Source organism: Bradyrhizobium cedriense (assembly GCF_054602315.1).
In genome coordinates, this window is sequence record NZ_JBTSWB010000001.1 from 327543 (window position 1) to 353645 (window position 26103).

At 65.3% G+C, this 26103-nt stretch carries 29 protein-coding genes, 1 pseudogene and 1 riboswitch; of the genes and pseudogenes, 10 read left to right on the top strand and 20 right to left on the bottom strand.

Going from position 1 to position 26103, the window contains the following annotated elements; genetic code table 11:
- Positions 1-54: 54 nt before the first annotated feature.
- The 5 genes from ACYCVF_RS01615 to ACYCVF_RS01635 form a co-directional block, all read right to left on the bottom strand.
- Positions 55-747 (bottom strand): glutathione S-transferase family protein, encoded by a 693-nt coding sequence (locus tag ACYCVF_RS01615; RefSeq protein WP_459596805.1) that lies wholly within the window; start codon positions 745-747, stop codon positions 55-57.
- A gap of 135 nt (positions 748-882) precedes the next feature.
- Positions 883-1530: a glutathione S-transferase family protein gene (locus tag ACYCVF_RS01620; protein ID WP_459596806.1), complete on the bottom strand. Its 648-nt coding sequence runs from the start codon at positions 1528-1530 to the stop codon at positions 883-885.
- A gap of 193 nt (positions 1531-1723) precedes the next feature.
- Positions 1724-2266, bottom strand: a complete 543-nt coding sequence (locus ACYCVF_RS01625) for a mismatch-specific DNA-glycosylase (RefSeq protein WP_459596807.1) — start codon at positions 2264-2266, stop codon at positions 1724-1726.
- Positions 2263-2418 carry a hypothetical protein gene (locus ACYCVF_RS01630; RefSeq protein ID WP_459596808.1) on the bottom strand — a complete coding sequence of 52 codons (156 nt, stop codon included), beginning with the start codon at positions 2416-2418 and terminating at the stop codon, positions 2263-2265. Before ACYCVF_RS01630 ends, ACYCVF_RS01625 begins: the two co-directional genes overlap by 4 nt.
- A complete protein-coding gene (locus tag ACYCVF_RS01635) occupies positions 2415-2696 on the bottom strand; it encodes a hypothetical protein (protein ID WP_459596809.1) in 282 nt (93 codons plus the stop codon). Before ACYCVF_RS01635 ends, ACYCVF_RS01630 begins: the two co-directional genes overlap by 4 nt.
- Positions 2697-2884: 188 nt before the next feature.
- Here ACYCVF_RS01635 and ACYCVF_RS01640 point away from each other — a divergent pair, with 188 nt between their 5' ends.
- Both ACYCVF_RS01640 and ACYCVF_RS01645 read left to right on the top strand, forming a co-directional pair.
- Positions 2885-3463 (top strand): hypothetical protein, encoded by a 579-nt coding sequence (locus tag ACYCVF_RS01640; protein WP_459596810.1) that lies wholly within the window; start codon positions 2885-2887, stop codon positions 3461-3463.
- Positions 3464-3484: 21 nt separating this feature from the next.
- Positions 3485-4294: a hypothetical protein gene (locus ACYCVF_RS01645; RefSeq protein ID WP_459596811.1), complete on the top strand. Its 810-nt coding sequence runs from the start codon at positions 3485-3487 to the stop codon at positions 4292-4294.
- A gap of 126 nt (positions 4295-4420) precedes the next feature.
- Here the strand turns inward: ACYCVF_RS01645 and thiC are convergent, their stop codons facing one another.
- The 6 genes from thiC to ACYCVF_RS01675 form a co-directional block, all read right to left on the bottom strand.
- Positions 4421-6319: a phosphomethylpyrimidine synthase ThiC gene (gene thiC / locus ACYCVF_RS01650; protein WP_459596812.1), complete on the bottom strand. Its 1899-nt coding sequence runs from the start codon at positions 6317-6319 to the stop codon at positions 4421-4423.
- 396 nt (positions 6320-6715) lie between these two features.
- Positions 6716-7324 carry a thiamine phosphate synthase gene (locus ACYCVF_RS01655; RefSeq protein ID WP_459596813.1) on the bottom strand — a complete coding sequence of 203 codons (609 nt, stop codon included), beginning with the start codon at positions 7322-7324 and terminating at the stop codon, positions 6716-6718.
- On the bottom strand, positions 7311-8093 hold the full coding sequence (locus tag ACYCVF_RS01660) for a thiazole synthase (protein WP_459596814.1): 783 nt from the start codon (positions 8091-8093) through the stop codon (positions 7311-7313). The genes ACYCVF_RS01655 and ACYCVF_RS01660 overlap by 14 nt, the downstream gene beginning before the upstream one ends.
- 147 nt (positions 8094-8240) lie before the next feature.
- A complete protein-coding gene (gene thiS / locus ACYCVF_RS01665; protein WP_459596815.1) occupies positions 8241-8438 on the bottom strand; it encodes a sulfur carrier protein ThiS in 198 nt (65 codons plus the stop codon).
- On the bottom strand, positions 8429-9454 hold the full coding sequence (locus ACYCVF_RS01670; RefSeq protein ID WP_459596816.1) for an FAD-dependent oxidoreductase: 1026 nt from the start codon (positions 9452-9454) through the stop codon (positions 8429-8431). The genes thiS and ACYCVF_RS01670 overlap by 10 nt, the downstream gene beginning before the upstream one ends.
- A riboswitch (TPP riboswitch) is annotated at positions 9442-9583 on the bottom strand. Its footprint overlaps the gene before it by 13 nt.
- Positions 9584-9717: 134 nt before the next feature.
- Positions 9718-10266, bottom strand: a complete 549-nt coding sequence (locus tag ACYCVF_RS01675; protein WP_459596817.1) for a transglycosylase SLT domain-containing protein — start codon at positions 10264-10266, stop codon at positions 9718-9720.
- A gap of 229 nt (positions 10267-10495) precedes the next feature.
- On the opposite strand from ACYCVF_RS01675, the gene ACYCVF_RS01680 reads away from it, so the two are divergent.
- On the top strand, positions 10496-10711 hold the full coding sequence (locus ACYCVF_RS01680; RefSeq protein WP_459596818.1) for a hypothetical protein: 216 nt from the start codon (positions 10496-10498) through the stop codon (positions 10709-10711).
- Between the two features lie 63 nt (positions 10712-10774).
- On the opposite strand, the gene ACYCVF_RS01685 is transcribed toward ACYCVF_RS01680, so the two are convergent.
- Together ACYCVF_RS01685 and ACYCVF_RS01690 are read right to left on the bottom strand one after the other, a co-directional pair.
- On the bottom strand, positions 10775-12103 hold the full coding sequence (locus ACYCVF_RS01685; RefSeq protein ID WP_459596819.1) for an ATP-binding protein: 1329 nt from the start codon (positions 12101-12103) through the stop codon (positions 10775-10777).
- Positions 12104-12116: 13 nt separating this feature from the next.
- Positions 12117-12872: a response regulator gene (locus ACYCVF_RS01690; protein ID WP_459596820.1), complete on the bottom strand. Its 756-nt coding sequence runs from the start codon at positions 12870-12872 to the stop codon at positions 12117-12119.
- Between the two features lie 180 nt (positions 12873-13052).
- Here ACYCVF_RS01690 and ACYCVF_RS01695 point away from each other — a divergent pair, with 180 nt between their 5' ends.
- Both ACYCVF_RS01695 and ACYCVF_RS01700 read left to right on the top strand, forming a co-directional pair.
- Entirely contained in the window at positions 13053-13625 is a 573-nt protein-coding gene (locus tag ACYCVF_RS01695; RefSeq protein ID WP_459596821.1) for a hypothetical protein, read from the top strand.
- Between the two features lie 227 nt (positions 13626-13852).
- Positions 13853-14383 (top strand): PRC-barrel domain-containing protein, encoded by a 531-nt coding sequence (locus ACYCVF_RS01700; RefSeq protein ID WP_459596822.1) that lies wholly within the window; start codon positions 13853-13855, stop codon positions 14381-14383.
- A gap of 84 nt (positions 14384-14467) precedes the next feature.
- On the opposite strand, the gene ACYCVF_RS01705 is transcribed toward ACYCVF_RS01700, so the two are convergent.
- From ACYCVF_RS01705 to ACYCVF_RS01715, 3 genes are all read right to left on the bottom strand, one after another.
- Positions 14468-16036, bottom strand: coding sequence for a DUF4403 family protein (locus tag ACYCVF_RS01705; protein ID WP_459596823.1), 1569 nt, complete (start codon positions 16034-16036; stop codon positions 14468-14470).
- Positions 16037-16176: 140 nt separating this feature from the next.
- On the bottom strand, positions 16177-16815 hold the full coding sequence (locus ACYCVF_RS01710) for a Vgb family protein (protein WP_459596824.1): 639 nt from the start codon (positions 16813-16815) through the stop codon (positions 16177-16179).
- 29 nt (positions 16816-16844) lie between these two features.
- On the bottom strand, positions 16845-18065 hold the full coding sequence (locus ACYCVF_RS01715; protein ID WP_459596825.1) for a helix-turn-helix domain-containing protein: 1221 nt from the start codon (positions 18063-18065) through the stop codon (positions 16845-16847).
- A gap of 148 nt (positions 18066-18213) precedes the next feature.
- Between ACYCVF_RS01715 and ACYCVF_RS01720 the strand changes: the two genes are divergently transcribed.
- Positions 18214-19008 (top strand): DUF899 domain-containing protein, encoded by a 795-nt coding sequence (locus tag ACYCVF_RS01720; RefSeq protein ID WP_459596826.1) that lies wholly within the window; start codon positions 18214-18216, stop codon positions 19006-19008.
- Positions 19005-19277: a hypothetical protein gene (locus ACYCVF_RS01725; protein ID WP_459596827.1), complete on the top strand. Its 273-nt coding sequence runs from the start codon at positions 19005-19007 to the stop codon at positions 19275-19277. Before ACYCVF_RS01720 ends, ACYCVF_RS01725 begins: the two co-directional genes overlap by 4 nt.
- 304 nt (positions 19278-19581) lie before the next feature.
- Here the strand turns inward: ACYCVF_RS01725 and ACYCVF_RS01730 are convergent.
- The 3 genes and pseudogenes from ACYCVF_RS01730 to ACYCVF_RS01740 form a co-directional block, all read right to left on the bottom strand.
- A pseudogene (locus ACYCVF_RS01730) lies at positions 19582-19752 on the bottom strand (GIY-YIG nuclease family protein); the annotation flags it as partial.
- Positions 19753-19960: 208 nt separating this feature from the next.
- Positions 19961-20377: a c-type cytochrome gene (locus ACYCVF_RS01735; protein ID WP_459596828.1), complete on the bottom strand. Its 417-nt coding sequence runs from the start codon at positions 20375-20377 to the stop codon at positions 19961-19963.
- A gap of 112 nt (positions 20378-20489) precedes the next feature.
- The gene (locus ACYCVF_RS01740; RefSeq protein ID WP_459596829.1) at positions 20490-21206 is read right to left on the bottom strand and encodes a L,D-transpeptidase; all 717 of its coding nucleotides are present in this window, start codon (positions 21204-21206) and stop codon (positions 20490-20492) included.
- Between the two features lie 273 nt (positions 21207-21479).
- Here ACYCVF_RS01740 and ACYCVF_RS01745 point away from each other — a divergent pair, with 273 nt between their 5' ends.
- The 3 genes from ACYCVF_RS01745 to ACYCVF_RS01755 all read left to right on the top strand — a co-directional run bounded on the left by ACYCVF_RS01745 (position 21480) and on the right by ACYCVF_RS01755 (position 24049).
- The gene (locus ACYCVF_RS01745; RefSeq protein ID WP_459596830.1) at positions 21480-22532 is read left to right on the top strand and encodes a glycosyltransferase family 4 protein; all 1053 of its coding nucleotides are present in this window, start codon (positions 21480-21482) and stop codon (positions 22530-22532) included.
- Positions 22533-22565: 33 nt separating this feature from the next.
- Entirely contained in the window at positions 22566-23255 is a 690-nt protein-coding gene (locus tag ACYCVF_RS01750; RefSeq protein ID WP_459596831.1) for a class I SAM-dependent methyltransferase, read from the top strand.
- A gap of 134 nt (positions 23256-23389) precedes the next feature.
- A complete protein-coding gene (locus ACYCVF_RS01755) occupies positions 23390-24049 on the top strand; it encodes a hypothetical protein (RefSeq protein WP_459596832.1) in 660 nt (219 codons plus the stop codon).
- Between the two features lie 383 nt (positions 24050-24432).
- On the opposite strand, the gene ACYCVF_RS01760 is transcribed toward ACYCVF_RS01755, so the two are convergent.
- Complete coding sequence (locus ACYCVF_RS01760) at positions 24433-26097, bottom strand: aminotransferase class III-fold pyridoxal phosphate-dependent enzyme (RefSeq protein WP_459596833.1); 1665 nt, start codon at positions 26095-26097, stop codon at positions 24433-24435.
- Between the last annotated feature and the right edge of the window lie 6 nt (positions 26098-26103).

Here is a 26103-nt window from a genome sequence, read left to right on the forward strand (position 1 = left end):
GCAGTAGCAGAAGTGGTGGGTTACGCTGCGCTAACCCACCCTACGAAGTACGGACTACGCGCTCACCGCCGCATGAATCCGCTGACAATGCGCGACGAGATTGTCGTGCGCATCGACGAAGCCCTTCAGCGGCGTCGGGATCGGAAAATAGTGGATGTTGGCGACGAAGCCGTAGATGCCGGCATCGATGCTGGTCGGCGCCGCGCCGTGGACGAAGCCCGCGGCCGGCACGATCTCCGCCAGCACCTGCAGATCGGCAAGCCCCCGCGCATAGGCCTGCTCGGGCGTGTAGCGGCCGATGCCCTGGTGGTGATAGCGCTGCGCGTTGTACGCCTTCGCCTTCTCGAAGCCTTCCGCGTTGATCTGCGGATGCTGCGCGATGAAGCCGTCGCGGAACGCGGGATAGAAGCACTCGTCCTTCCAGCGCGAATACGACATCACCCAGTAGAGATCGTCCAGCATGCGCGTGACGAAATGGTTGGTGCGGCGCTGGTCTGGTGACAAGCCGGCATCGATCGTGAGGCGGTATTTCGCGATCGCATACGCGATGATCGTCTCGCTGTCGCCGATGGTCTCGCCGTCGTCGACGATGTAGGGCAGCTGGCCGCGCGGCGCGGCGGAGGCATCGAAGATGTGCTCGTGCACGAACGGCACGCCCGCGAGCTTCAGGAAGGCATAGACCTTGAGGCCATAGCCGTTGTTGTCGGCGACGCCGAACAGATCCGGGTAGGAGTAGAGGGTCAGCATCGGCGGGCTCCTCCGTGTGGTAGAGCCTAGCATGCAGGTGTGCCGAGATGGGCGCAATGGCCGCCCGCAGCTCGCATGAGCGGAAGCGACATGCGGGTGCCTGCCGGCCCCGGATATCGCTTTCGCTCATCCGGGCTACGAACGCGACGCGGCGTTGAACACCGCCAGTTGCGCATCGAACGCGCGCCTGAACGCCGGCCGCGCCTCGCCGCGGGCGACATAGGCGGCGATATTGGGATACTCGTCCAGCAGGCGAGACCCGCTCAACCGGCGCAACACGTTCACCATTATGAGATCGCCGGCGCTGAAGTCGCCGTCGAGCCAGTCGGCCTCGCCGAGACGGCGCGACAATTCGCCGAGCCTGACGCGGACGCGTCGCTCCAGCAGGGGTAGCCGCGCCGCGTGCCAGCTCTCGTCACGTTCTACCAGAATCGCCATGTCGAGTTCGACGATCGGCGGCTCCAGCGTGCTCAGCGCCGCGAACATCCAGGCGATCGCGCGGCTCCTCGCATTCGGCTCGATCGGCAGCAGCCCGGCATGGCGCTCGGCGATGTGGAGCACGATCGCGCCGGATTCGAACAGCGCGAGATCGCCGTCCTCATAGGTCGGGATCTGCCCGAACGGTTGCAGCGCACGATGCGCCGGTTGTTTCATCGCCTCGAACGACACGAGGCGAACGTCGTAAGGCCGGCCCACTTCTTCCAGCGCCCAGCGAACGCGCATGTCGCGCGCCTGCCCGCGGCCGCGATCGGGCGAGTTTTCGAAGGCGGTGATGGTGGGCATCGGACGCTCCTGGGCAATCACGCCATGTGTTCACAGGACGATCGGCCAGGGGAGAATCCGACAAGCTGTCTCGCTTTTCGGACGCGTGACGAAGCCAGACCCTCATGGTGAGGAGGCGCGTAGCGCCGTCTCGAACCATGCAGGCCCCACCTCGTTCGCGGCCATCCTTCGAGACGCCTGCTGCGCAGGCTCCTCAGGATGAGGTCCGTGGGGGAGGCACGTCCAGTGCCGCAATCCACGCCGCCAGCTCCCGCCACGGCTCCAGCGTCCAGTGCCCGGACGCCGCGCCTGAGGGCGAGGGCAGCACGAATATCTCGGGCCAGCTTGCATCGCGCGCCTGCCGCCCCAGCGCAATCGCAGCCGACGGCCTGCCGTAAAACAAGCTCGCCGCCCTCTTGCTCGTGAACGCAATCGTGCGCGGCCGGTACTTTTCCATCTTCGCCCTGAACCCCGCCACGTCGATCGTCTCAGCCGCGATCTGGTGATCCATCCCGGTGCCCGTCTTGCAGAGATCGGTGAAGCCGATCCCGAGCGCGATCAGCGCTGCGAATTCGCTCGGCTGATAGCGCCGCGGCGTGATCCCGGCCTCATGGATCGCGCGCCAGAAACGGTTGCCGGGATGGGCGTAGTAGTGCCCAAGCTCGGCCGAGCGCGTCGAGGCGGCGGTGCCGACGAAGACGAGGCGGAGGTTGGGACGGAGCTGGTCGGGGAGGCGGTGAGGTGGCACGTCAGTCATTCGCAGCCGTAGCCCGCATGAGCGGAGCGATATGCGGGACGAGAACGACCCCGGATGTCGCTGCGCTCATCCGGGCTACGCTGCCTGAATTGATCGAGAAACAGGCGCAATCGCTCGACGTCCTCGACGGCGTCGGGCGAGAGCAGGATCATCCGATCCTGCGCGCCGCCGGCCGTGGCAACTCCTTCGCCGAATCCCAGCTCGCGACCCAGTTCTTCACCTCGTTGAGCGGCACGGCGGCTCGGCTTTTTCTGAAATCATCCAGCCGTCGGCGATCCTCGGCTATGTCGGGGCCGGCGATATCGACCACGGAATCGAGCAGCGCCACGGCTTCCGCGAGCACGGCCGCGACATCCTGCCCGCGCTCGTCGGCCGTCTCGCGCAAACGCGCGTCGGTATCGATATCCAGCGTGCGGCGAATGATGTTCATCCAAGCAGGATAGGGGTGGAGGGGGAGTTTGTCGAGGTAGCCAAATTGAAGAGCCGATCCCGATTTAGATTGCACGAACGGATACTGAATTCATCTCGAGCGGTCTCCTCACAATCTTCGGTCGAAAGTCGCGTGGCGCGGTGATATTGCGGGTGCTAGTTTAAGAGGGGTTTGGGAGCAGAAATATCATGACGCAAAGTCAAGGCCCTGTGAATAACGAGTTCGATGCTGCAAAGATTATCGCAGAAACTTTAGCTGGCTTGGACCGGCCACAACAGGAAAGAGCGTTGCGATTTGCTAGCGAAGCTCTCGGGTTAAAGATGCCGGACACTTCAACCGCGCGACAAGCTGAACACCTGCCTTCAGTCGAGACCGTTCGCGAGCCAACAAGAGCGCTAGACATAAAACAGTTTACAGATTCAAAAGCGCCGCAAAGCGATCAGCAATTTGCTGCTGTGGTTGCATACTATTATCTGTTTGAAGCGCCGGCTCACACTCGTCGCGAGACCATCAATGCCGAGTTCTTAGGTGAGGCAGCGCGGCTTGCGACTCGAAAACGCCCGAGCCGATATGCGCTCAACAACGCAAAGAGGGCAGGCTACCTAGATTCGGCTGGGCACGGCGAGTTTCGATTGAACACTGTGGGCGAAAACTTAGTGGCAATCACACTTCCTGGAAAGGCAGTCGCGACAGGTCAAAAAGCTAGTCGTCAGAGGAGGCGGCCAGCCGCCCGTAAGGCATCATCTAGGAAAAAGGGCAGGGCGTAGTCCGCGTCGGGAGTATTTTAGATGACCGCCGCCCTAGATGCGATCGATGCCGCTCTCCAAGAAGTTACGACAGCGCGAATCCTCGTAGCCAAGATCCGGTCAAAGCAAGTCCGCGGAGCAGACCAACTCGCGGGCTTAAAGTCGCTTGCTTATGCATGGTTTAATGCGCATCGGAAATCGCTGGAGAACCGTCCTGACATTGACGTCAGTGCGATCAACGACGCATTTCAAACCATTCTGAATTCCGCGGACAGGAGCGCCGCCAGAACCACCTATCTTGGAGCTCTCACGCGAGCGAAAATTGCGCTGATCGCGGCGCGAACCGGACTCTTGCGGCACGGGACGATGACCACTCCCCTGCATTCCGACGATGTTCCGCCGGATTTCTCACCGTTGGCTGGCAGCCCGCAGATGGAGACCATCCTAACTAACCGGTGGTCAGAATGCTGCAAGTGTGTGTCAGCTCAGGCCCATCTTGCGGCGATAGTCATGATGGGAGGACTACTTGAGGCTCTTTTTGTCGCTCGCGCGAACAAGATGACCGACAAGTCGAGCCTGATCAAAGCAAAGGCAGCCCCGATCGATAAGAAATCGGGTAAGACTGCGGACTATCGAGAATGGATGCTCGATTCCTACATTCGCGTCGGGCACGAGCTGGGCTGGATCACCGAGTCTGCTAAGCAAGTGGCGGATGTTTTGAAGGAGTTTCGCAACTACGTTCATCCAGCGAAGGAGCTTCGACACGGAGTGTCCCTCGCACACAATGATTCTGCCATGTTCTGGAACGTTACTAAAGCGCTCGTGAGGCAGTTGCTGATTAGCGCGGTCTGAAACCCGGCCAGTGATAGCTTTCATTTGGAGCTAAAAGCACTGCGCTTATGAGGAGTGTCATTCTGTGCTAGGCCGGCGAGTAATCGCCGGCCTGTTGAGATCGATCGTGCGTGAAGTCGACCGTCCTCACAACACCCGATTGCTCTCCTTCACCTTCTCCGCATCCAGATACAAGCTCTCGCCCATCTCCTTGAACTTCGCGCTCATCCTGGCCATGCCGTCCTCGGCCGTGCCGCTCATCGACATCCCCACCGAGTTCGGGTCATTCAGCGTCGCCGCATAATCCCGCACGTCTTGCGTGATCTTCATCGAGCAGAACTTCGGGCCGCACATTGAGCAGAAATGGGCGACCTTGTGGGCTTCCTTCGGCAGGGTCTCGTCGTGGAAGTTCTTGGCGGTCTCGGGGTCGAGGCCGAGGTTGAACTGGTCGGTCCAGCGGAAGTCGAAACGGGCGCGGGAGAGGGCGTCGTCGCGCAGTTGGGCGGCCGGGTGGCCCTTGGCGAGGTCGCTCGCGTGGGCGGCGATCTTGTAGGTGATGACGCCGGTCTTGACGTCGTTGCGATCGGGCAGGCCGAGATGCTCCTTCGGCGTGACGTAGCAGAGCATGGCGCAGCCGAACCAGCCGATCATGGCCGCACCGATGCCTGAGGTGATGTGGTCGTAGCCCGGCGCGATGTCGGTGGTCAGCGGCCCAAGCGTATAGAACGGCGCCTCGCCGCACTCCTTGAGCTGCTTGTCCATGTTGATCTTGATCTTGTGCATCGGCACATGGCCGGGGCCTTCGATCATAACCTGGCAGCCCTTGTCCCACGCGATTTTTGTCAGTTCGCCGAGGGTTTCGAGTTCGGCAAACTGCGCGCGATCGTTCGCGTCGGCGATGGAGCCAGGACGCAATCCATCCCCCAGGGAGAAGGAGACGTCGTATTTGCGCATCAAGTCGCAAATTTCGTCAAAGTGGGTGTACAGAAAACTCTCCTTGTGATGCGCCAGGCACCACTTCGCCATAATCGAGCCGCCGCGCGACACGATGCCGGTGACGCGGCTGGCGGTGAGGTGGATGTATTGCAGGCGCACGCCGGCGTGGATGGTGAAATAGTCGACGCCCTGCTCGCACTGCTCGATCAGGGTGTCCTTGTAGAGCTCCCAGGTCAGCTGCACGGGATCTCCGTTGCACTTCTCCAGCGCCTGGTAGATCGGAACGGTGCCGATCGGCACCGGCGCGTTGCGCAAAATCCATTCGCGGGTGGTGTGGATGTTGCGGCCCGTGGAGAGGTCCATCACGGTGTCGGCGCCCCAGCGGATCGCCCACACCATCTTCTCGACCTCTTCCTCCACCGACGAGGTCACCGCCGAGTTGCCGATATTGGCGTTGATCTTGGTCAGGAAGTTGCGGCCGATGATCATCGGCTCGAGCTCGGAATGGTTGATATTGCAGGGGATGATGGCGCGGCCGCGCGCGATCTCGTCGCGCACGAACTCCGGGGTGATGAAGGCGGGGACGGAGGCGCCGAAGCTCTCGCCGTCGGCAAGCGCAGCTTCAGCGCGTTCGAGCTGCTGCTTGCGGCCGAGGTTCTCGCGCGCGGCGACGTAGATCATCTCCTTGGTGATGATGCCGGCGCGGGCGAATTCGAGCTGGGTGATCTTGTGGCCGTCGAGGCCGCGCAGCGGCTTGTGATAGGCCGAGAAGGCGCGCGCGGCCTTGTCGGTGGAGACGCTGCCATTGTCCTCCGGCTTGATCTGCCGGCCCTCATATTCCTCGACGCCGCCGCGCTCCAGCACCCATTGCTTGCGGTTGCGGGGCAGGCCGGCGTTGACGTCAATGGTGACGGAGGGATCGGTGTAGGGGCCGGAGGTGTCGTAGACCGGAAGGTTCGGCTCGCCCGCGCCTTCGGAGAGGATGATCTCGCGCAAGGGCACGCGCAAATCGGGCGCGGCGTCGGGCGTCGCAAAGATCTTTCGCGAGGAGGGAAGGGGACCGGTGGTGACGGCGGGAACGGTCTTCTCAGGATTGGAGCGGATGTTCATTGAGGATCCTCCGGTTTTAATTGGCGTCGTTCCGGACGGACCGCATTGCGGTCCGATCCGGAACCTCGAGGTTGTTGAGCGAGATTCCGGGTTCACGCTTCGCGTGCCCCGGAATGACGCCGGTTGGAAGGCTCGCTGTCATCCCCGCCACCGGGGCTCGCCTTCGGCGAGCCCGATGACAGGCTCCGGCGGGGATCCAGTACGCCGCGGCGGTGCGGCTGGAGCCGAGAAGCCGCGGAGTACTGGATCGCCCGGTCAAGCCGGGCGATGACAGAGGAATGTATTGCCTTGTCATTGCGAGCCCTTGCGACGAAGCAATCCAGACTGACCTTGCGGAGAGACTCTGGATTGCTTCGCTACGCTCGCAATGACGAGTGGAGAGAGCGCGGGCCTGCATCACGCAGCCTCTTTGGACAGGCCGAGCCATTGCTGCACGCGGGCATCGGGGTCGGGGTTCTGCGTGACGTCGGACACGACGGCGATCGAATCCGCGCCGGCGGCAAAGATCTCTGCGGCGTGCTCGAACTTGATGCCGCCGATGGCGACCAGCGGGATGTTGCCGATGCGCTTCTTCCATTCCGTGATTTTGGGAATGCCCTGCGGCTCGAAGCGCATCGATTTGAGCGTGGTGAAGAAGATCGGGCCGAGCGCCACGTAATCCGGCTTCGCTGCGAGCGCGGTGGCAAGCTCGTCGTCATCGTGCGTGGAGATGCCGAGCTTGAGGCCGGCCTCGCGGATCGCCCCAAGATCGGCGTCGGCAAGATCCTCCTGGCCGAGATGCAGGTATTCTGCGCCGGCGACGACCGCCGCGCGCCAATAGTCGTTCACCACCAGCCTGGCCTGCGTTCCCTTGGTGATCGCCAGCGCGTCGCTGACGATCTGCAGGGCCTGCGAGTCGTCGAGCTCCTTGGCGCGCAATTGAATGGTGCTGACGCCGAGTTTCGTCAGGCGCTCGACCCACGCCAGGCTGTCGACGACGGGATAGAATCGATCAGGATACGGCATGCCAGAACGGGGTCCCAACGACAGGGGTTGAAGGAGAGGCGAAGTCGCGGGCGTTCATCAGCCCGGCCTCATAGGCGGTGCGGCCGGCTTCGATGCCGAGGCGGAAGGCGTTGGCCATGGCGACGGGATCGGCGGCCTTGGCGATCGCGGTGTTGAGCAGCACGGCGTCATAGCCGAGCTCCAGCGCGTGGGCGGCGTGCGAAGGCGCGCCCAGGCCGGCGTCGACAACCAGCGTGACGTCGGGCAGCCGGTCGCGCAGCAGCTTCAGCGCATCGCGGTTGGTGATGCCTTTCGCGCTGCCGATCGGCGCGGCCCACGGCATCACCACCTTGCAGCCGGCATCGACCAGGCGATTGGCAACCGAGAGGTCCTCGGTGCAATAGGGGAACACCTCGAAGCCGTCCTTGATCAGGATGCCGGCGGCTTCGACCAGGCCAACGACATCGGGCTGCAGCGTGTCGTTGTCGGCGATGACCTCCAGCTTGATCCAGCTGGTGCCGAACAATTCGCGGGCGAGCTTTGCGGTGGTCACGGCCTCGCGCACGGTGCGGCAGCCGGCGGTGTTCGGCAGCACGGTGACGTCGAGCTCGCGGATCAGCTTCCAGAACGCGTCGCCGGTCTTGCCGCCGGCGGATTCGCGCCGCAGCGACACCGTGACGATGCTGGCGCCGGAGCTACGGATCGCATCCTGCATGATCGCGGGCGAGGGATAGAGCGCGCTGCCGATCAAGAGGCGCGAGGCGAAGGTCTTGCCGTAGAAGGTCACCATGTGGAATTCCCCGTCATTCCGGACGGGCCGCGGAACGCGGACCGATCCGGAATCTCGAAGTTGTGGCGCGAGATTCCGGGTTCACGCTTCGCGTGCCCCGGAATGACGGGCCAATGCAGCCGTCATTGCGAAAAGAGGGCGCCATCCTCACCCTCCCTGCCGCGGCGTGATGATCTCGATCTCGTCGCCGGCCTTCAGCGGCGTCTCGGCCCAGCGGCTCTTCGGCACGACGTCGTAGTTTAGCGCGATGGCGAAATGGGTGCCTTCGTAATCGAGCTCGCTGAGCAGCGCGTCGACGCTGGCGGAATTCACCTCGCGCTGCTCACCGTTGACGATCACCCGCATTGCATCACCTCGTTGTCGATCTGGCCGCGCTCGACATAGGCCAGCGTCAGCTCGGCGAGAACGGGCGCGATCAGGAAGCCGTGGCGGTAGAGTCCGTTGACGCTGATCTTGCCGCCACGGATGCCGATGCGCGGCAGATTGTCGGGATAGGCGGGACGCAGGCCCGAGCCGAACTCGACGATGCGGGCCTCGCCGAAAGCCGGATGCACGGTGTAGGCCGCGCCGAGCAGCTCCAGCGCCGAGCGCACGCTGACGCCGTTGTCCTCGGCCTCGATCGAGGTCGCGCCCAGCATGAACAGGCCGGCTTCGCGCGGGATGACATAGAGCGGCCAACGCGGATGGATCAGCCGCACGGGGCGCGACAATTGCACCTCGTTGGTCTCGATCAGGATCATCTCGCCCTTGACGCCGCGCAAGCTGGGCTGCTCGTCGCGCGCGCTGATGCCGCGGCAATCGATCACGATGCCTTCAGGATTCAGGTTTGCGAGATCCTTGGCCGATACGTCGCTTTCGAACTTGATGGTGCCGCCGGCGGCGCGGATGCGCTCGTGCAGCTTCGGCAGCACGCGGCGCGGCTCGACATGGCCCTCGGCCGGGAAGAACAGGGCGTCGCGGAAGCGGCCCTCCAGCGAGGGCTCCAGCGCGGCAAGGCCCGTGGCATCGAGCCGCTGGTGGCCCCCGGTCATGCGCGCAAAGCGCTCGAAATCGTTGCGCTCGCGCGGATGGGCGACGACGAGCGAGCCGTTGAACGGCGTGTCGGGCAATTCGCGCCGCCAGATGTCCAGCGAGCGCAGCCCCAGGCGGCTGATGACGGGTTCGGCGACCTCCGCCTCGCAATAGGGCGCGAGCATGCCGCCGGCCCAGTGGCTGGTGGCGTCCGTCATCGCCTCGTCACCGCGCTCGTGCAAGGTCACGGCATGCCCGGCCTGCGCGAACAGCAGCGCCTGCCAGGCGCCTGCGATGCCTGCGCCGATGATGGATACCGGTGAATCCGGCCGCTTGGTCGTCTGCAACATCCCTGTCCCTTCGCCGGCATGACCCGGATCAGGTTCAAAGGGTCACCGCGGTCCTGGCAAGCCGGTATGAATGGCATTGCCCATTTAGCGGTATCTCAGCTCCTCCTCGGAGCACCCCTCGGAACGGCTCTAATGTATGCCAGTGACGGGCGGTGTCAACGCGTTAGCCACAGAGCAGTCATTCCGGGGCGGTCCGCAGGACCGAGCCCGGAATCTCGAGATTCTCGGGTGCGATGCTTCGCATCGCCCCGGAATGACGGTGGTTAGTGCGGAACCTGCGCCCGCGCATTGCGGACGCGCTGGGCGAGCTTGCGGTGCGGCGCGGTTCCGAACATCGTCTGCGGATTGCCGTTCGGCTCCAGCCACATCTCGCCCATATTACTCTGACCCACATTGGCGACCTGCACGGCCTCCTGCCGCTGGCGCTTTGCAACGTAGTAATAGCCGCCCGCGAAATAACGCACGGCTCGGGCATGATCACCGTTGGCGGCGCGATAGGCGCCGGCGAGATATTTGACCGCATAGGTGAGGTTGGTGTTGGGATCGCGCAGGCCGGCGGCGTCGCCGGTGTAGCCGACCCCGCGGGCGGTCGCGAGCTTGATCTGCATCAGCCCGATGGTGCCGCCGCGGCCGACGAGGTGCGGCTGGTAACGGCTCTCGCGCATGATGACGCGATGCACCAGCGCCTCCGGCACGCCATTGGCGCGGGCATGGGTCGCGACCATTTCGGCGTATTCGGCCTCGCCCGCGAATGCGGCCTGCGGCAACGTCAATCCAGCCGCGAGCAGCGCGGCAATGCGTAAAATTTTCATCAGCTAACCCCGACTTGCCTGCCCGGCTGCTGTTAGGCATCCCGAACGCGGCGATGATGTGACCAAACGCCGCCGTTAACGTTTTCGCGGTGCCGTGCCGCCGTTACGACCCAAAGCTGGCGCAATTGGGCTGCCGGTGCGGACGAGCCCCGCTCGCGACAGCACGCCTGTCTATTCGCGCCGGCTCGCGAAAGCGAGTATGCAAGCGCTGCAAATCGGGAGAGGTGCCATGACAAAAGCCAGCCTGGTCACTGCACACACCGGTGACATTCCAAGGCATAACCCTTGCGCCCAGTGCGGCACGCCGATCGCGCAGCCCGACTGGATCGAGCCGGGCGAGGGGCGCGTCTCGTACCTCTGGACCTGCCGCGCCTGCAATTATCGCTTCGAGGCGGTGGCGATCCTCCCGCATGAGGCCATCGAGCACCCGCCGCTGGCGGCGTGAGGCGTTGTCTTAAGAGGGCATGATCTTTTCGGAAAGCCGCTGCACACTTTTCCGGATCATGCCCTACGCCGCCAGCCGCGGCGCCTGCCACAACGGCAGTTGCATCCGCACGATCAGCCCGTGCGGCTTGCGGTCGTGCAACGACAGCTCACCGCCATGGGCGAGCGCGATCGCGCGCGCGATCGACAGGCCGAGCCCGAAGCCGGTGGATTCGTCCATGGTGCGCGCGTCGTCGCCGCGCACGAACGGCTCCAGCATCTCCTGCTTGCGGGCATCCGAAATGCCGGGGCCGTCGTCCTCGACGTCGATGACGAACGCGGTGTCCGAGACGTCGAGGCGGATCGTCACCTCGGCGCCGAAGCGCACCGCGTTCTCGACGAGGTTGGTGACGCCGCGGTGCAGATCGTCGGGCCGCGCGGCGGCGGTCGCTGACGCCGGCCCCTGGTAATGCACGACATGGCCCATGTCGCCGAACTGATCGGCGACGAGCTGGAGCGTGCTGGCGACGTCCACCAGCGTCACCGCCTCGACCTTGCGGTCGTCGCGCAAGAGCGACAGCACCGATTCCAGCATCGAGCGCATCTGGTCGAGATCGATCAGCATGCGCTTGCGGTTGCCCTCGTCCTCGATGAACTCGGCACGCAGGCGCAGCCGCGTGATCGGCGTGCGCAGATCGTGGCTGATCGCGGCCAGCATCCGGGTGCGATCCGACATCAGCCGCGCGATCCGCTCGTGCATGCGGTTGAGCGCGCGCGCGACCGAGCGGATCTCCTCCGGGCCGCGCTCGGGCAGCGGCTCGGACGCGCCGTCGACACTGAAATTCTCGGCCGCCCTGGCGAAGGACGACAGCGGCGCGGCGAGCGCGTAGGCGGCCCACAGGCCAAGCGTGGTGACGCAGATCAGCACGAACAGCAGCGTGATCATCCATGGCCCGCCCCAGAACGGCGGTGGATGCGGCGACTGTTCGATCCGGCCGGCGATCATGGTGCCGTCGGGCAGCCCGATCGCGACCCGATGCACACCGTCCTGCGAGGCGAGCGCGCGCACCTCGTACTGCTGGCCGAGATGCCGGCGCACGTTGCGCACGTGCTGCTCCTCGCCGTGGGCGAGGAGGGCGGCGGCTTCCGGCGCGAGGACTTCGATCCCGGCGTTCGGAAATGCGCGCGCGATGTCGGCGAGGATGCGGGGCCGCTCGCCTGCATCGGCGGCGCCGAGCAGCAGGGCTGCGTCGGCGAGCTGATGTGCGCTGTCGGGCGGCCGATCGCCGCGGTCGGGCCGGCCGAACAGGAAAGTGACGGTGAGGATCAGATGCAGCGCGAGGATCGACGCCACCACGAGCGCCGCGATCTGCCCGCCGATGCTGTTGAAATGGAAGAAGCGGAACGGCGTCATGACGGCCGGTCCCTCAGCTGCTCAGGGGCGCCGCGACCGCTTCGTTGCTGGCAACTTCGGTTCTCGGCGTGAACAGATAGCCGCCGGAGCGCACCGTCTTGATGAGGGTGGGATCGGCCGGATTGGGCTCGATCTTGCGGCGGATACGGCTGACCAGCACGTCGATGGAGCGCTCGAACGAGCCGGTGTTGCGGCCTTGCGTGAGGTCGAGCAGGCTGTCGCGCGACAGCACGCGACCGGGCCGTTCGCAGAACGTGCGCAAGAGATCGAACTCGGCGCTGGTCACCGCGACGCGCGCGCCTTCGGGATTGCGCAACTCGCGCAGGCGCAGATCGATGCGCCAGCCTTCGAAGGCGAGCGCGGAGGCGCCCTCGATCGAGCTCGCTGCCCGCGCGGCAGCCTGGCGGCGCAGCACCGCGTTGATGCGCGCGAGCAACTCGCGCGGGTTGAACGGCTTGGGCAGATAGTCGTCCGCGCCCATTTCCAGGCCGACGATGCGATCGACGTCCTCGCCGCGCGCGGTCAGCATGATGATCGGCGTCTGCGATTCCGCGCGCACCTTGCGGCACAGGCTGAGGCCGTCCTCGCCGGGCAGCATCACGTCGAGAATGATGAGGTCGACGCGGTGATCGGTCATCGCGCGGGACATCTCGCGGCCGTCGCTCACGGCGGTGACGTTGCAGGCGTTGTTGCGCAGGTACTTCGCAATCAACGTCCGGGTCTCGCGGTCGTCCTCGACGACCAGGATGTTGGGACTGGGAATGGCCATGCGCTTTGTTTGTCCAAGATTCGGGCCAAATGGCGGAGATTTTTGTTTCGGATTGTTTCCACATGGCTGCACGCAACAGACGGCAATCGACGGGCCGTGGAGCGGCAAGGTCTCGTTAAGGCGGTTAACCATACCGTGGCGTGGTCCGCGACGAAACCCCGCAACGACCACGGAGCCATCATGACCTCGATCTCGGCGGCCTCCGCCGGCAGCTACCAGTCGCCGCTCCAGCGGCTCCAGCAGGAATTGCAATCGCAAGTCTCCGCCGGCACGATCTCGTCGTCGGACGAGACCGCACTCTCGACGGCGCTGACCGATATCGACACCGCGCTCCAGCAGAGCCGCGGGGGCGACCGGTCGGGCGGCACGCGTCCCTCCAAGGAGGACATGCAGTCGAAGATCGACGATCTCATCTCGAACGAAGTGTCGAACGGGACGCTGACCTCCGACCAGGCCGAGGAACTGAAAAGCGTGTTTCAGTCCGCCTTCGCGAGCGGGCCCGGCGGCGCGGGCGGACCCGGTGGAGCGGGCGGCCCGCCGCCCGGTCCGCCGCCGGACGACAACTCGTCGGATTCGTCGTCGACGACGGACTCGACCAGCAGCACGTCGACCGACGCGACGACCGCGGAGATCCTCCAGCAATTCCTTCAGGCGCTGCAGCAGTCGCAATCGTCGGCATCGTCCTACGGTGCCAATGGCAGTTCCTCCGGCAATTCGAACTTCTCCGCACTTCTGATCGACTACGAGAGCTGACCTGAGCGACGCCAGGTCGGCGCGGTCCTCGCCGCGGTCGTGCTTCACCCAGGGCGCATGATCGTCGGCGAGGAACCGTGCATCGCGAAAGGTTCCTGAGTGACGCAGGAACAATCCGCTCGATTCCATCGGTTCGCGCATTGCGCGACGAAATTGCGGCCCGCACGGAACCGCGCGTGGTCAGCGCTGTTTTCTCCGCACGAGTTTCTTTTGAAGGAGAGGACAACATGATGAAGTCGATCATCGCCGGCCTGGCCGGCACAGCCCTGCTTGCGACCGCTGCGTTTGCGCAATCGCCGACCACCACCACCGACAAGGCGCCGACCGCGGCCACCGCCACGACGACGTCCACGACCGCATCCGGCCAGTGGCGTACCTCGAAGATGGACGGCCTGAAGGTCTACAACGAGGCCAATGAGAACATCGGCACGATCAATGACCTGTTGATGGACAAGAGCGGCGCCATCAAGATCGCGGTGATCGGCGTCGGCGGCTTCCTCGGCATGGGCGAGCATCTGGTCGCCGTGCCCTATGAGAAGCTGAAGTTCGTCAACGAGGCCGTCGCCTACACCGGCACCGGCACGAACCCGGGCGCCAAGCCCGCCGCGACCACTACCACGGGCGCTGCGACCGGCACCGACAACAAGCCCGCTGCGACCACGGCGTCGTCGACGTCGAAATGGTATCCGGACCATGCCGTGTTCAATGCGAGCAAGGACGAGCTGAAGAACATGCCCGAGTTCAAGTACGCGGAGTAACGCGGCTCGCGTAACCGCTAAGCGAAGCGCGCCCGGTTTCCCCGGGCGCGCTGTCGTGTCTTCGTCGCCCGCCGTTGTGGTACGCTACATCCCGGACAGCTTCGTCACGAACACGTTCAGCGAGCCGCCGGCTTCCGCGACCACGCGCAGCGTCTTGGAATCGAAGGCGATGTCGGCGAGGGTCAGGCTGTCGATCCTGGCCTCGACCCTGAGGCCGTCCTCGCTCTTCTGGTAGTCGGCGATTGCGGCCGCGATCTTCTCGCGGGCGTTCGCCGCGATCGGCTTCAGATCGATCGTTGCCTTCTGCAACAGCGCCTGCTGCATCTGCGGCACCGCCGCGCGCGCGGCGGCGCCCAGGAGGCCGAAGGCTGCCTCGGATTCCACGGCGAGCTCGATGTCGGCGAGCCGCAGCGTCTGCCGCGCCTGGTCGAGCACCGGCCGGCCCCAGATGTGCACCGTCGCCTCGGCGCCGAGGCCGAACCAGCTCTTCTTCTCCTTGGCGCGCACCAGAAGCGAGATCAGCAGCCGGTCACCCGACGGGATCACGTTGGCGCTCCTGACGGTGACGTCGACCGGACCGGAGCCGTCCTCGGGGTAGGTGCGCCCGACCATCTGCGCAGCGATCAGCTTGTTGATCTCGGTGAAGGGCACGTCGATCGGCACGCCGATGTTCACGCCGGTGCCGGTCGGCGGCACGATCGAGATCTTGTCGGGAAAGGGACAGTCCGGCTTGGTCGAAGTCGAGGTCACGCGTGTCTCGGCTTCGAGGCCGAGCAGCAACGTCACGGCCTGCGCATCGATGCGCGGCTGTGCTGCGATCGCACGGACCGGCTTCATCTCGAGCCAAAGCGGCGGCAGCGCGGCCGAGGAGCCGGTGCCTTGCAGGGGAATCGAGCGGCATGCCTTGGCCCATTGCACCCTGGCATTGTCCCGCAGCGAAGGATCGTTGCGGATGCGTTCGGAGACCGCGTTGATCTGCTCGCCGACGGTCTTGTCGATCAGCGGCTTCACTTGCGCCGGCACGTTGACCTTGGCGCCGGCGACGTTGAGGTTGGTGTCGCCCAGATTGACCTGGGCGCCCAGATTGGGCTCCAGATGCCAGGCGGCCGCGAGCTTCGGGCGCGAGGTGACGACCACGTTGCCCTTGATCTCGGCGCTGGCGTTCAGGTTCTTGATGTTGACCGCTCCGATCCGTTTTGCCGCATCGCCCCCGAGCACGCCGCCGAGCGCGTCGCCAAGCGCGCCTGTGGCTTTCGACGACAGCGAGCCCGTCACGTTCAGCCTGCCGCTGAGCGGCGTCGAGATCGTCAGCACGTCCTTATCGCCGCTAGCTGCCATCGGCCCACGCACGGCGGTCCAGCCGATGTCGGCGTTCTCCAGGATCTGCGAGATCGGGTTGTCGGCCTTCCCTGCGAAATTACGCGGTGCGGCCCTCTCGGCCTGCTCGCGGATTGCCGACAGCGCGATCGCGACCGGCGCGACCACGATGGAGCTCTTCGACGCCGGCGGCAGCGGCGGCAGTTGCGCGACCGGCGGGGCCGAATTCGGCGCGTGTGGCGACAGGAGGTCCATCGCTTTCAGGCTGATGAAGAACGACGCCGCGAGCACTGCGATCCCGACCAGAACCGTCTTCAGATTCAACGTAAGTCGCATCAATCCCCCAAGCCGCCCCGGCGGTGGTTTTACAGGGCGAGCGAGAAGGGCGCTAGAGCGCACCCGTGGGGTGGAATTGGGGCGAACAGGTTAACGGCTGCGAACGCGGCGTTACCCAGCGTTCAAAGCATCGCGACGGACTAGGCGCGCCGAGGACGGCGGACCGCTCTCACATTGCCGCGAGTGCCGCCGCCGCAGAAGAAGCGGTCGCCGCCGTCGGATTCCAGCCCCGACACCACCGTCCCGGCGGGCAGGTCGAGCTGCTCCAGCACCTTGCCTGTATCAGGGTCGATCCGCCGCAAATCGCTCTCTTCGTTCTCCCAGGTGCCATGCCAGAGCTCGCCGTCGACCCAGGTCACGCCGGTCACGAAGCGCTTGCTCTCGATGGTGCGGAGAACCTTTCCCGTTTCGGGATCGACCTGATGGATCTTGCGCTCGCGATATTGTCCGACCCAGAGCGAGCCCTCGGCCCAGGCAAGGCCGGAATCGCCGCCGCCGCCGGGCGCCGGAATGGTGCTGAGCACCTTGCCCGAGGCGGCGTCAATTTTCTGGATGCGATCCTCCGCGATCTGGAACAGGTGCCGGCCGTCGAACGCCGTTCCCGCATGCGCGGCCACGTCGATGGAGCGCGCGATCCCGCCGCTGGCCGGATCGACGGCGTTCAACTTGTCGCCGGATGCGAACCAGACGTGCCTGCCGTCATAGGTGACGCCATGCACGGCCTCGATGCCGGCGAAAGGTCCATACTCCCTGATGATCTCGGCGGCTGAACGCTTCATGTGCTCGATCCCTGTGATGTGACCTCACCTTACGTCTTCGGGAGAGGCGGGGGGAGTAACAAGCCTGTCGGGAAACCCGGAACGGGCGGGGTCATCCAGCGCCGCGCCCGGCCGTGTCCGAACGACTGCACCTTGTTCGATCGCGCCAGCTCTTCGAGCGCGCGCTGCACGGTGCGCGGACTCGTCCCCAGTGCCAGCGCCAGCGCCGAGCTCGACCACGGCTCACCGTCCGAGAGAAGGGCGAGGACGGTGGCGTGCTTTTCCTCGATGGGCCGCGCCAGCACCACGACCTCTCGCGCCTTGCGCGGCACCAGTGCAAAACCCTGCTTCGTCGCGCTGACATCCGCCAGAGGCTTCAGCTTGGCGCGCAGCCGCCCGATCTCGACCCGCAGCCGTGCGCGATGCGACTCATCGACGTGCCTGGCGTGAAACGCGGCGGCCATCAGCGCCTCTCGGGACACATCAGCGGGCCACGCCTGTGCCAGGGGACGCGCGAGCGCGAACAGCACCGGCCGCGTTCCGAGCGATACGACCACGCCTCCCTTGCGGACGGTGTGATGAAACGCGTCGACGACGAGCGCCTTGGACGCCGCCAGTGCTTCGACCTGTCCGAGCAACAGCGGATGCTCCTTGCCGCGCGCGATCAGGCGCGCTGCCGGGGTGTCGAGCACGAGGTTGGCGCTTTCGACCTCCGCCGCCAGCGCAGGAATGCCGGCGAGGCGCGCTGCTCGTGCGGCCCGGTCGAGGGCTGCGCGCGCGTGCTTCGCTTTCAGCCGCCTGATGGCGATGCCGGCGCCCACGAGCTCGCGGACGGCTTGCGACGCCGGCGGGAGCGGGGAGGTGACGACCTCGGCCAGCGTCCGCTCGGCTTCGTCGAGACGTCCGAGGAGGAGAAGACGGCGCGCCTCGATATGACCTGCATGGGCGGCATTGGTGAGATCGCCGTGCTTTTCGAGCGTCGCGCGTGCCGCCGTGAGCGCCTTCGCCGGCCAGTTCAAATCGCGCGAGACGAGCGCGATCTCGGCCTCGGCCACCACGCATCTTGCGCGCGCGACCGCTTCCCGCGGTCCGAAGCCACGTATGGCGTTGCGCAGCAGAGTCTTCGCTTTCGCGAGATCGCCGAGCTGCGCCATCGCGATGCCGCGTAGCGCCAGCGACGGCGCATCGTTGCGCAGCGCGACGCGGTTCAAGGCGCCGAGCGGATCGCCGGCTTCGAGCGCGCGCGCCGCGGCGGTGATCAGCGACTCCATTCAATTCCCGCCACACTTGTTACTCCCGCCGCGCAACCGTCCGGTGCGAGAACTCGTTCTACCGCCGACGATGTGCGGCGGGCGAGTGGTTCCGCGTCCGGCATAACGCGACGCGGAATGTTCGCCCAGGCGAGAAATTCGGAGAGCCATGATGACACTAGCCCAGAACGGACGGAACGATGGACAGCCCGCCATGCAGACACCGCCGGTGGTGTCGCCGCAGGATTGGGAGGCGGCCCGCCTGCAATTGCTCGTGAAGGAAAAAGCCCATACCCGTGCCCGCGACGCCCTGGCCGCCGAGCGGCGGCGCATGCCGTGGATGGCGGTGGACGAAACCTATGCGTTCGAGGGGCCCGGCGGCAAGCTCAGCCTGCTCGACCTGTTCCAGGGCCGGCGGCAGTTGATCGTGTACCGTGCCTTCTTCGAGCCCGGCGTGTTCGGCTGGCCCGATCATGCCTGCCGCGGCTGCTCCATGGTGGCCGACCAGGTCGCCCACGTCTCGCACCTCAATGCGCGCGACACCACGCTGGTCTTCGCCTCGCGCGCGCCGCAGGCCGACATCATCAGGCTGAAGCAGCGGATGGGCTGGACCATGCCGTGGGTCACCATCACCGACAGCTTCGATGCCGATTTCGGCGTCGGCGAATGGCATGGGACGAACGTGTTCTACCGCGAGGGCAACCGCGTCTTTCGCACCTATTTCGTCAAGAGCCGCGGCGACGAGCAGATGGGCGGCACCTGGAACTATCTCGACATCACGCCGCTCGGCCGGCAGGAGGTGTGGGAGGACTCGCCGAAGGGCTATCCGCAGACGCCAACCTACAAATGGTGGAACTGGCACGACAGCTACACCGAAGGCGCCGCGCCCGACAAGAAGTGGGTCGAGATCTCGGACGCCGGCGAGAAGGCGTTTCGCGAGGAGGCCGCCGGAGAGAGGAAGTGACCGCACCGGACAGCGCGGCCGCCGGCGGCAGCCACGACGGCGCGGTGGCCGCGCGTGCCCTCGCGAGGTGGCTGGGACTGGCGGCCACGCCGACCTTCGCGATCATGGCCGTGCTGACGGCCGTGATCGATGGCGGTTCGGTGGCCATGCTCTGCGCCGCCGGGCACGGCTCGTCGCTCGGCGGGATGGTGCCGATGTATCTGCTGATGAGCGCGTTTCATTCGGCGGCGTGGCTGAGGCTGATCGCGGAGCGGCGCGGCGGACGATAAGCACCGTATGGTGCCCGCCTCGTCCTGCGAGACGACCGCTTCGCGGTCTCCTCAGGACGAGGCTCAACAGGCATTTCGCGAACTGCGGCAGGTATTGCGAAGCTGAATCGTAGCCACAGAGCCACGAGCCGCACACTCCGCCCTCATCCTGAGGAGCCCGCCCTGGGCGGGCGTCTCGAAGGATGATGTGATCCTCGCTTTGCCAGCTCATGCAGCTCGGCAAAATCGCCACGCATGAAAGCTCCTTCTTCGCGCGGCTCCACTTCTTGAGCTTGCGCTCGCATTCGATTGCATCGGTGATGCGGTCGAACCATTGCGAGAATATCAACGTCACGGGGCGACGCGACTTGGTGTAACCCTCGAACGTGCCAGCGTTGTGTTGCGCGACTCTGATCTCGAGCTCGGTGCGGGTCGTGCCGATGTAGTAGCTGCCGTCCGCGCATTGGAGAATGTAGAGGTACGCGCCGTCTGCCATCGTGAACGCCTCGTCCCTCGAGACGCGCGCAAGGGCGCGCTCCTCAGGATGAGGCTAACTGGCAGCCCGGACCTAGCGCAAGCACCACGGATAAATTGCGACCGTGCACACCGCTCCTCATCCTGAGGGCCCCGCCGCAGGCGGGCGTCTCGAAGGATGCGCCACAATCGCCGACGCCAAACTAGGGCGGTTCGGCATCACCGGAGCTTCACTGCGGCGCCGCCTTCAGATAAGCAACGATCTTGGCCGCTTCTTCGGCCGAGACGCCTCCATAAGGCTGCATCTTGTGGCCCGACACGACCTCGTCAGGCTTGACCATGAAGCGAGTGAGCTTGTCCTGATCCCAGACGAAGCCGGCTTCCTTCATCGACGACGAGTAGTTGTAGTTCGGCAGCGAGCCGGCCTTGCGTCCGACGATCTTGTTGAGATTCGGACCGAGACGATTGTCGCCCTCTTTCATGGAGTGACAGGTGCGGCAGGAATTGTTGAAGGCCTGATGAGCAGCTTCGTCGCTCGCCGGCTGTTGCTCGAGCGCGGAGGGTGCGGACAAGAGCAGCGCCAGCGCTCCGGCGCCGATGATCGTGCGCAGGCGCGAACTTGCCGGGAATTGCAGGCATGGTTGCATCTGCGCCCTCCATCGTGGATCGCACCGCAGCAGCGCGCGTCGGCACGTGGAGGACAAACAGATACGGCCCCGGCGGGTTCCGGGGCCGTTCGCGTCACAATGTCCTGTCGCTTTACCGCGTCGCAGCGCGGAGATCGGCCCTGCGCTCGGTCATCGGCAGCACGATCACCTTGGTGCCGACGTTGACGCGGGAATAGAGGTCGGTGACGTCCTCGTTGGTCAGGCGGATGCAGCCGGAGGAGACGCGCTTGCCGATGGTGTCAGGCGCGTTGGTGCCGTGGATGCGGTAGATGGTGCCGCCGAGATACATGGCGCGTGCCCCCAGCGGATTGCCGGGGCCGCCGGCCATGTGACGCGGCAGATAGGGCTGGCGAGCAATCATCTCCGGCGGCGGGGTCCAGGCCGGCCACTCGGCCTTGCGGCTGACCGACTGGATGCCGGACCAGGTGAAGCCTTCGCGGCCGACGCCAATGCCGTAGCGCAGCGCCTGTCCGTTGCCGAGCACATAATAGAGATAGGTGTTGGGCGTATCGATGATAATGGTGCCCGGCGCTTCGCGCGTCGCGTATGAAACGGTCTGGCGGCGGAAGCGGGCCGGCAGCTCGACCGCATCCTGGTCCTCGGACGGGGCGGCTTGATAGGGCGTCGTCTGGTAGGGCTGATAGGGCTCGAACGGCTGCGGCGCGGCCGTCGGCGGCAGCGGCTGGAAGAACGGAAAGATCTGCACCGGCGCGGCGTTGGCGGCACCTGCGAGCGCGATTGCCGAAATCGTCACTGCACCGAACGCCACGGCGCGCGAATAGGCCTTGAAGGTATCCAGATTGAACATTGATCGCCCCTGTTTGCTCGGTGTCGTTGACCGCCGCGGCACCGTTTCGGTGCTCCGTTGCTTGAAGTCCTAACGGCCAAACGTTTCGGGACATTTGCGCGGAAAACCGAAAACGGTTTCATGGCGGCAAGGATTGTTTCATGACAGTTTCGTGGCCGCGCGGGCCCGTTCGCGAACAAAACAGCCCGCCGACACTTCTGTGACGTCACACGCCTGAAATATCCTTCGTTGATGGTCGATGCCTGAGAATCATCAAACTCTCGGGATTTTCCGATGCGGGTATTAATCGCGACTGACGCCTGGCATCCGCAGGTCAACGGCGTGGTGCGGACGCTGACCTCGCTGGCGAAAGCGGCCAAGGCCCTCGACGTCGAGATCGACTTCCTCACCCCCGACGGCTTTCCGTCCTGGCCGCTGCCGACCTATCCGGGCCTGCGCATCGCGCTGCCGAGCGCGAAGGAGATCGCGCGGCGGATCGAGAGGGCGGCGCCGGAGGCGCTGCACATCGCGACCGAGGGGCCGATCGGCTGGGCCGCGCGGGCCTATTGCCGCCGCAACCGGCTCGCCTTCACCACCTCCTACACGACGCGCTTTCCGGAATATGTCTCGGTGCGGACCGGTATCCCCGCGAGCGTCGGCTATGCCGTGCTGCGCCACTTCCACGACGCCGCCGCGATGACCATGGTGGCGACGCCGTCGCTGCGGCAGGAGTTGTCGGAGCGCGGCTTCAAGCGGCTCGGCTTCTGGACACGCGGCGTCGACACCGAACTGTTCCATCCCGATTCTCCGGCCGCGCTCGATCTGCCGCGGCCGATCTTCATGACCATGGGCCGCGTTGCCGTGGAGAAGAATCTCGAAGCCTTCCTCTCGCTCGACCTGCCCGGCACCAAGGTCGTCGTCGGCGACGGCCCGCAGAAGGCGGCGCTCGAGAAGAAATATCCCGACGCGGTCTTCCTCGGCGAGAAGAAGGGCGCGGATCTGACCGCGCATCTGGCTGCTGCCGACGTCTTCGTGTTTCCGAGCCTGACCGACACCTTTGGCGTGGTGCAGCTCGAGGCGCTCGCCTGCGGCACGCCCGTTGCGGCGTTTCCGGTGACGGGTCCGAAGGACGTCATTGCCGATCATCCGATCGGCGCGATTGACCACGATTTGCGCACCGCGTGCCTGCGTGCGCTCGCCATGTCGCGCGAGACCTGCCGCCATTTCGCGCTGGAGCGCTCCTGGGAGAACAGCGCGCGCCAGTTCGTCGGCAATCTCACCTCACTTCAGCCCAGCCGCATCCTTCGCGCCTCGCCTCGCATGGCGCGGCGGCCGGTGCGCAGCTGATCGTCAATTCGAACCACAGCGAGAACCTCATCGATGTCTAAGATCATGAACCTTGACGGCACCCAGCAGCTAGACCTCACCCGCGGCACGGTCGAGCAGGCCTATGACCGCTGGGCGCCGGTCTATGACCTCGTGTTCGGCGGCGTGTTCGCCAAGGGCCGGCAGGCTGCGATCGCGGCCACCAACAAGATCGGCGGCCGTGTGCTCGAGGTCGGTGTCGGCACCGGGATCTCGCTGCCGCTCTATGCGCCGAACCTCCGCATCTTCGGCACCGACATCTCGGAAGCGATGCTCGACAAGGCGCGCCGCCGGGTCAAGGAGCAGAAGCTGAAGAATGTCGAGGGGCTGGCGGTGATGGACGCCGAGAAGCTCGAATTTCCCGACAATTCCTTCGATGTCGTGATGGCGCAATATGTCGTCACCGCCGTGCCGAACCCGGAGACGGCGCTCGACGAATTCGCCCGCGTGCTGCGGCCGGGCGGCGAGCTGATCATCCTCACCCGCGTCAGCGCCGACACCGGCATGCGCCGCTTCATCGAGCAGAAGCTTCAGCCGGTGGTGCGCCCGCTCGGCTTCCGCACCGCCGAGTTCGCCTGGTCGCGCTATGCGAAGTGGCTCGCCGGTGCACGCGGCATCGAGCTCGCCGAGCGCCGCTTGATCCCGCCGCTCGGTCACTTCTCGCTGGTGCGCTTCCGCAAGGTCGACGTCGCCAAGGCCGCATGAGGACAGCGGTTTGAGCTTACGCGTTCGCTTGCGTCATCGCGCCGCTGCGCATCGTCACATGACAAAACGATGATGTCACACGGCCTACATCGAATCCCTGTAATCCCGCACCTGAAAGCATTTTGGGGGAGAGCATGATCAAGAATTATCTCGAGCAGCTGCGGATCCAGCGCTGGGACGACCATCGCTACTATCACCACAGCCGCATCAATCAGAGCCTGCACTTCGTCAGCGCGCTGAGCTTCCTCTTTGCCTATGTCTGGCTGTTCATCGACCCTGTGGTCTCCGCGCTGGTCGGCTGGCTGGTCTCGATGACCACGCGCCAGGCCGGCCACTTCTTCTTCGAGCCGCACGATTACGATCACATCAACCATGCGACGCACGAGTACAAGGAAGAGATCAAGGTCGGCTACAACCTGCAGCGCAAGGTGGTGCTGATGGCGATCTGGGCGGCTTCACCGCTGGTGCTGTTCCTCGACCCGACGCTGTTCGGCCTGTTCACGCCCTGGGCGAGCGCGACCGACTTCATGCGGCAGGTCGCCAAGATCTGGCTCGTGGTCGGCGGCGGTGGACTTCTGTTCCGCACCGTGCACCTGTTCTTCATCCGCGACGTCGAGACCGGCCTCGTCTGGATGACCAAGATCCTGACCGATCCCTTCCACGACCTGATGCTCTATCGCAAGGCTCCGCTCGCGCTGATGCGCGGCGAGCTGATGGACCCCGGCCTGCACCTCAACCCCGAGCACACGCTGGGCCTGATCGGCGAACCCACGCTCGAGGAGCAGCACGCCTGAGCGCGCCGCTCGCACGACACACGCCGATGTCTGATGGTTACGTCATGCCCGGGCTTGTCCCGGGCATCCACGTTCTTTGTGCTGCGTGGAAAGGCGTGGATGGCCGGGACAAGCCCGGCCATGACGCTGTGGAGACAGTCGGTACCCATAGCCACATCTCATATGCGATAGTCCTGCGCTTGCGGGGGAGGGCTGGGGTGTCTCCGCGTCGGGGTTGTCGGGGATTACTGAGGATGTTCCCGGGTGGCGAGAACCCTCACCCGCCGCGCTCTGCGAGCGCCATAGCCGAGGCTTCGCCTCGGCGTTCGCTCAGGACGGCCGCCAAAGGCGGCCTATGCTCCCCCGCAAGCGGGAGAGGCGGAGCACGCGTGCGCAGTGTGGCCTCAGCGCCCGAAGCGCTTGGCCAGCAGCTCTTTCAGGATCTGCCGCTTGATGTTCTTGTTGGTGAGCACGCCGTCGTGCCACCAGAAGCCGTCGGCCTTCATCTTCCCGGCAGCGCGGACGAAGCGTTCGGCGACCTCGGTGAAGTCGGCGTCGGTGTAGTTGAGGCTGAAGATCAGCCGCCCGGTGCCGACCCAGCTCAATGCAAGTCCCTCGGCACGCAGGTAATATTGCAGCATCCAGTTGTAGCGGGACGGCGTGGTGTATTTCACCGTCCAGATCGAGGAGAAGTTGGCAAACCGCACGGGCAGTTCGGCATCGCTCATCATCCGGTTGAGCTTTTCGACCCGGCCGTTCCAGGTCTCCTCGAGGCCGTCATAGACCGCACGAAAGTTCGGGCTGGCGAGGCGGCTCAGGAACTCGTCCATCGCCGTCATGACGTAGGGGTGCGAGTTGAAGGTACCGCGGGCGAAGCAGATGTCGGCGGGCCGATCGTCGCGGAAGCGGCGCATCAATTCGCGTCTGCCGCAGACCACGCCGACCGGCAGTCCGCCGGCGAGGCTCTTGCCGTAGGTCACCATGTCGGCGCGCACGCCGAAATATTCCTGGGCACCGCCGGCGGCGAGGCGGAAGCCGACGAACACCTCGTCGAAGATCAGCACGATGCCGCGCTCGGTGCAGACTTCGCGGAGCTTCTTCAGCCACTCCGTGTAAGCGGCCCGATCGAAACTGCCGCCGCGGGAGGAATCGACCAGCGAGGAATCGCCGGGGGCATTGGCGTTCGGATGCAGGCCCTGGAGCGGATTGACCAGCACGCAGGCGATGTCGCGGCGCGTACGCAGCACGTGCAGCGTCTTCTCCGACATCTCGGCAAGGGTGTAGGTCTCGTGCGCGGGAATGGGATTGCCGACGCCGGGCTGCACGTCGCCCCACCAGCCGTGATAGGCGCCGGCGAAGCGGACGAGATGGCTGCGCCTGGTGTGATAGCGCGCCAGCCGCACCGCCTGCATCACGGCCTCGGTGCCGGACATATGGAAAGAGACCTCGTCGAGGCCCGAGATCCGGCACAGCCGCGCAACGTTGTCGAGGATGACGGGGTGGTAGGGGCCGAGCACGGGACCCAGCGCATGCGCACGCTTCTCGGCGCCCTCGATGCACTCCTTGTAGAAGTCGTTGCCGAAGATGTTGACGCCGTAGGACCCGGTGAGATCGTAGAAGGTGTTGCCGTCGACGTCCGTGACGGTGACGCCGCGCGAGGACTCCATGAAGGTCGAGGTGCCCAGGTGCTCGCGGACGAGACGCGAGAACTGGAACGGCACGCGGTAGCTCTCGGTGAAGTTCAGGTCGGAGATCTTTTCCGCCGCCTCCTTCGTCATGGCGCGACCCTTCGGGTAGCGCTCGGCGTAGAGGCGAGCGAGGCGGAAGAAGCCGTCCTTGCGTTGCGCGGCGACGTTCGCCGGCGCGCCGTCGCAGGAGAAGTAGTCGTCTTCGCCGAACTCGTAGAACGGCAGCAGCCGCGCCACGCGGCGCGACATCTTGGAATGCCCGGCGAGCGACCGGTGCTTGGCCCGGGAGAGTTCGATGCGCGCCTTCAGCTTCGGGAAGGCGGCGGCAGCGGAGGCTGCGGCGGCCACGGACAATGAGAGAATCGGGAGTGTCGTTTCCATGACAAC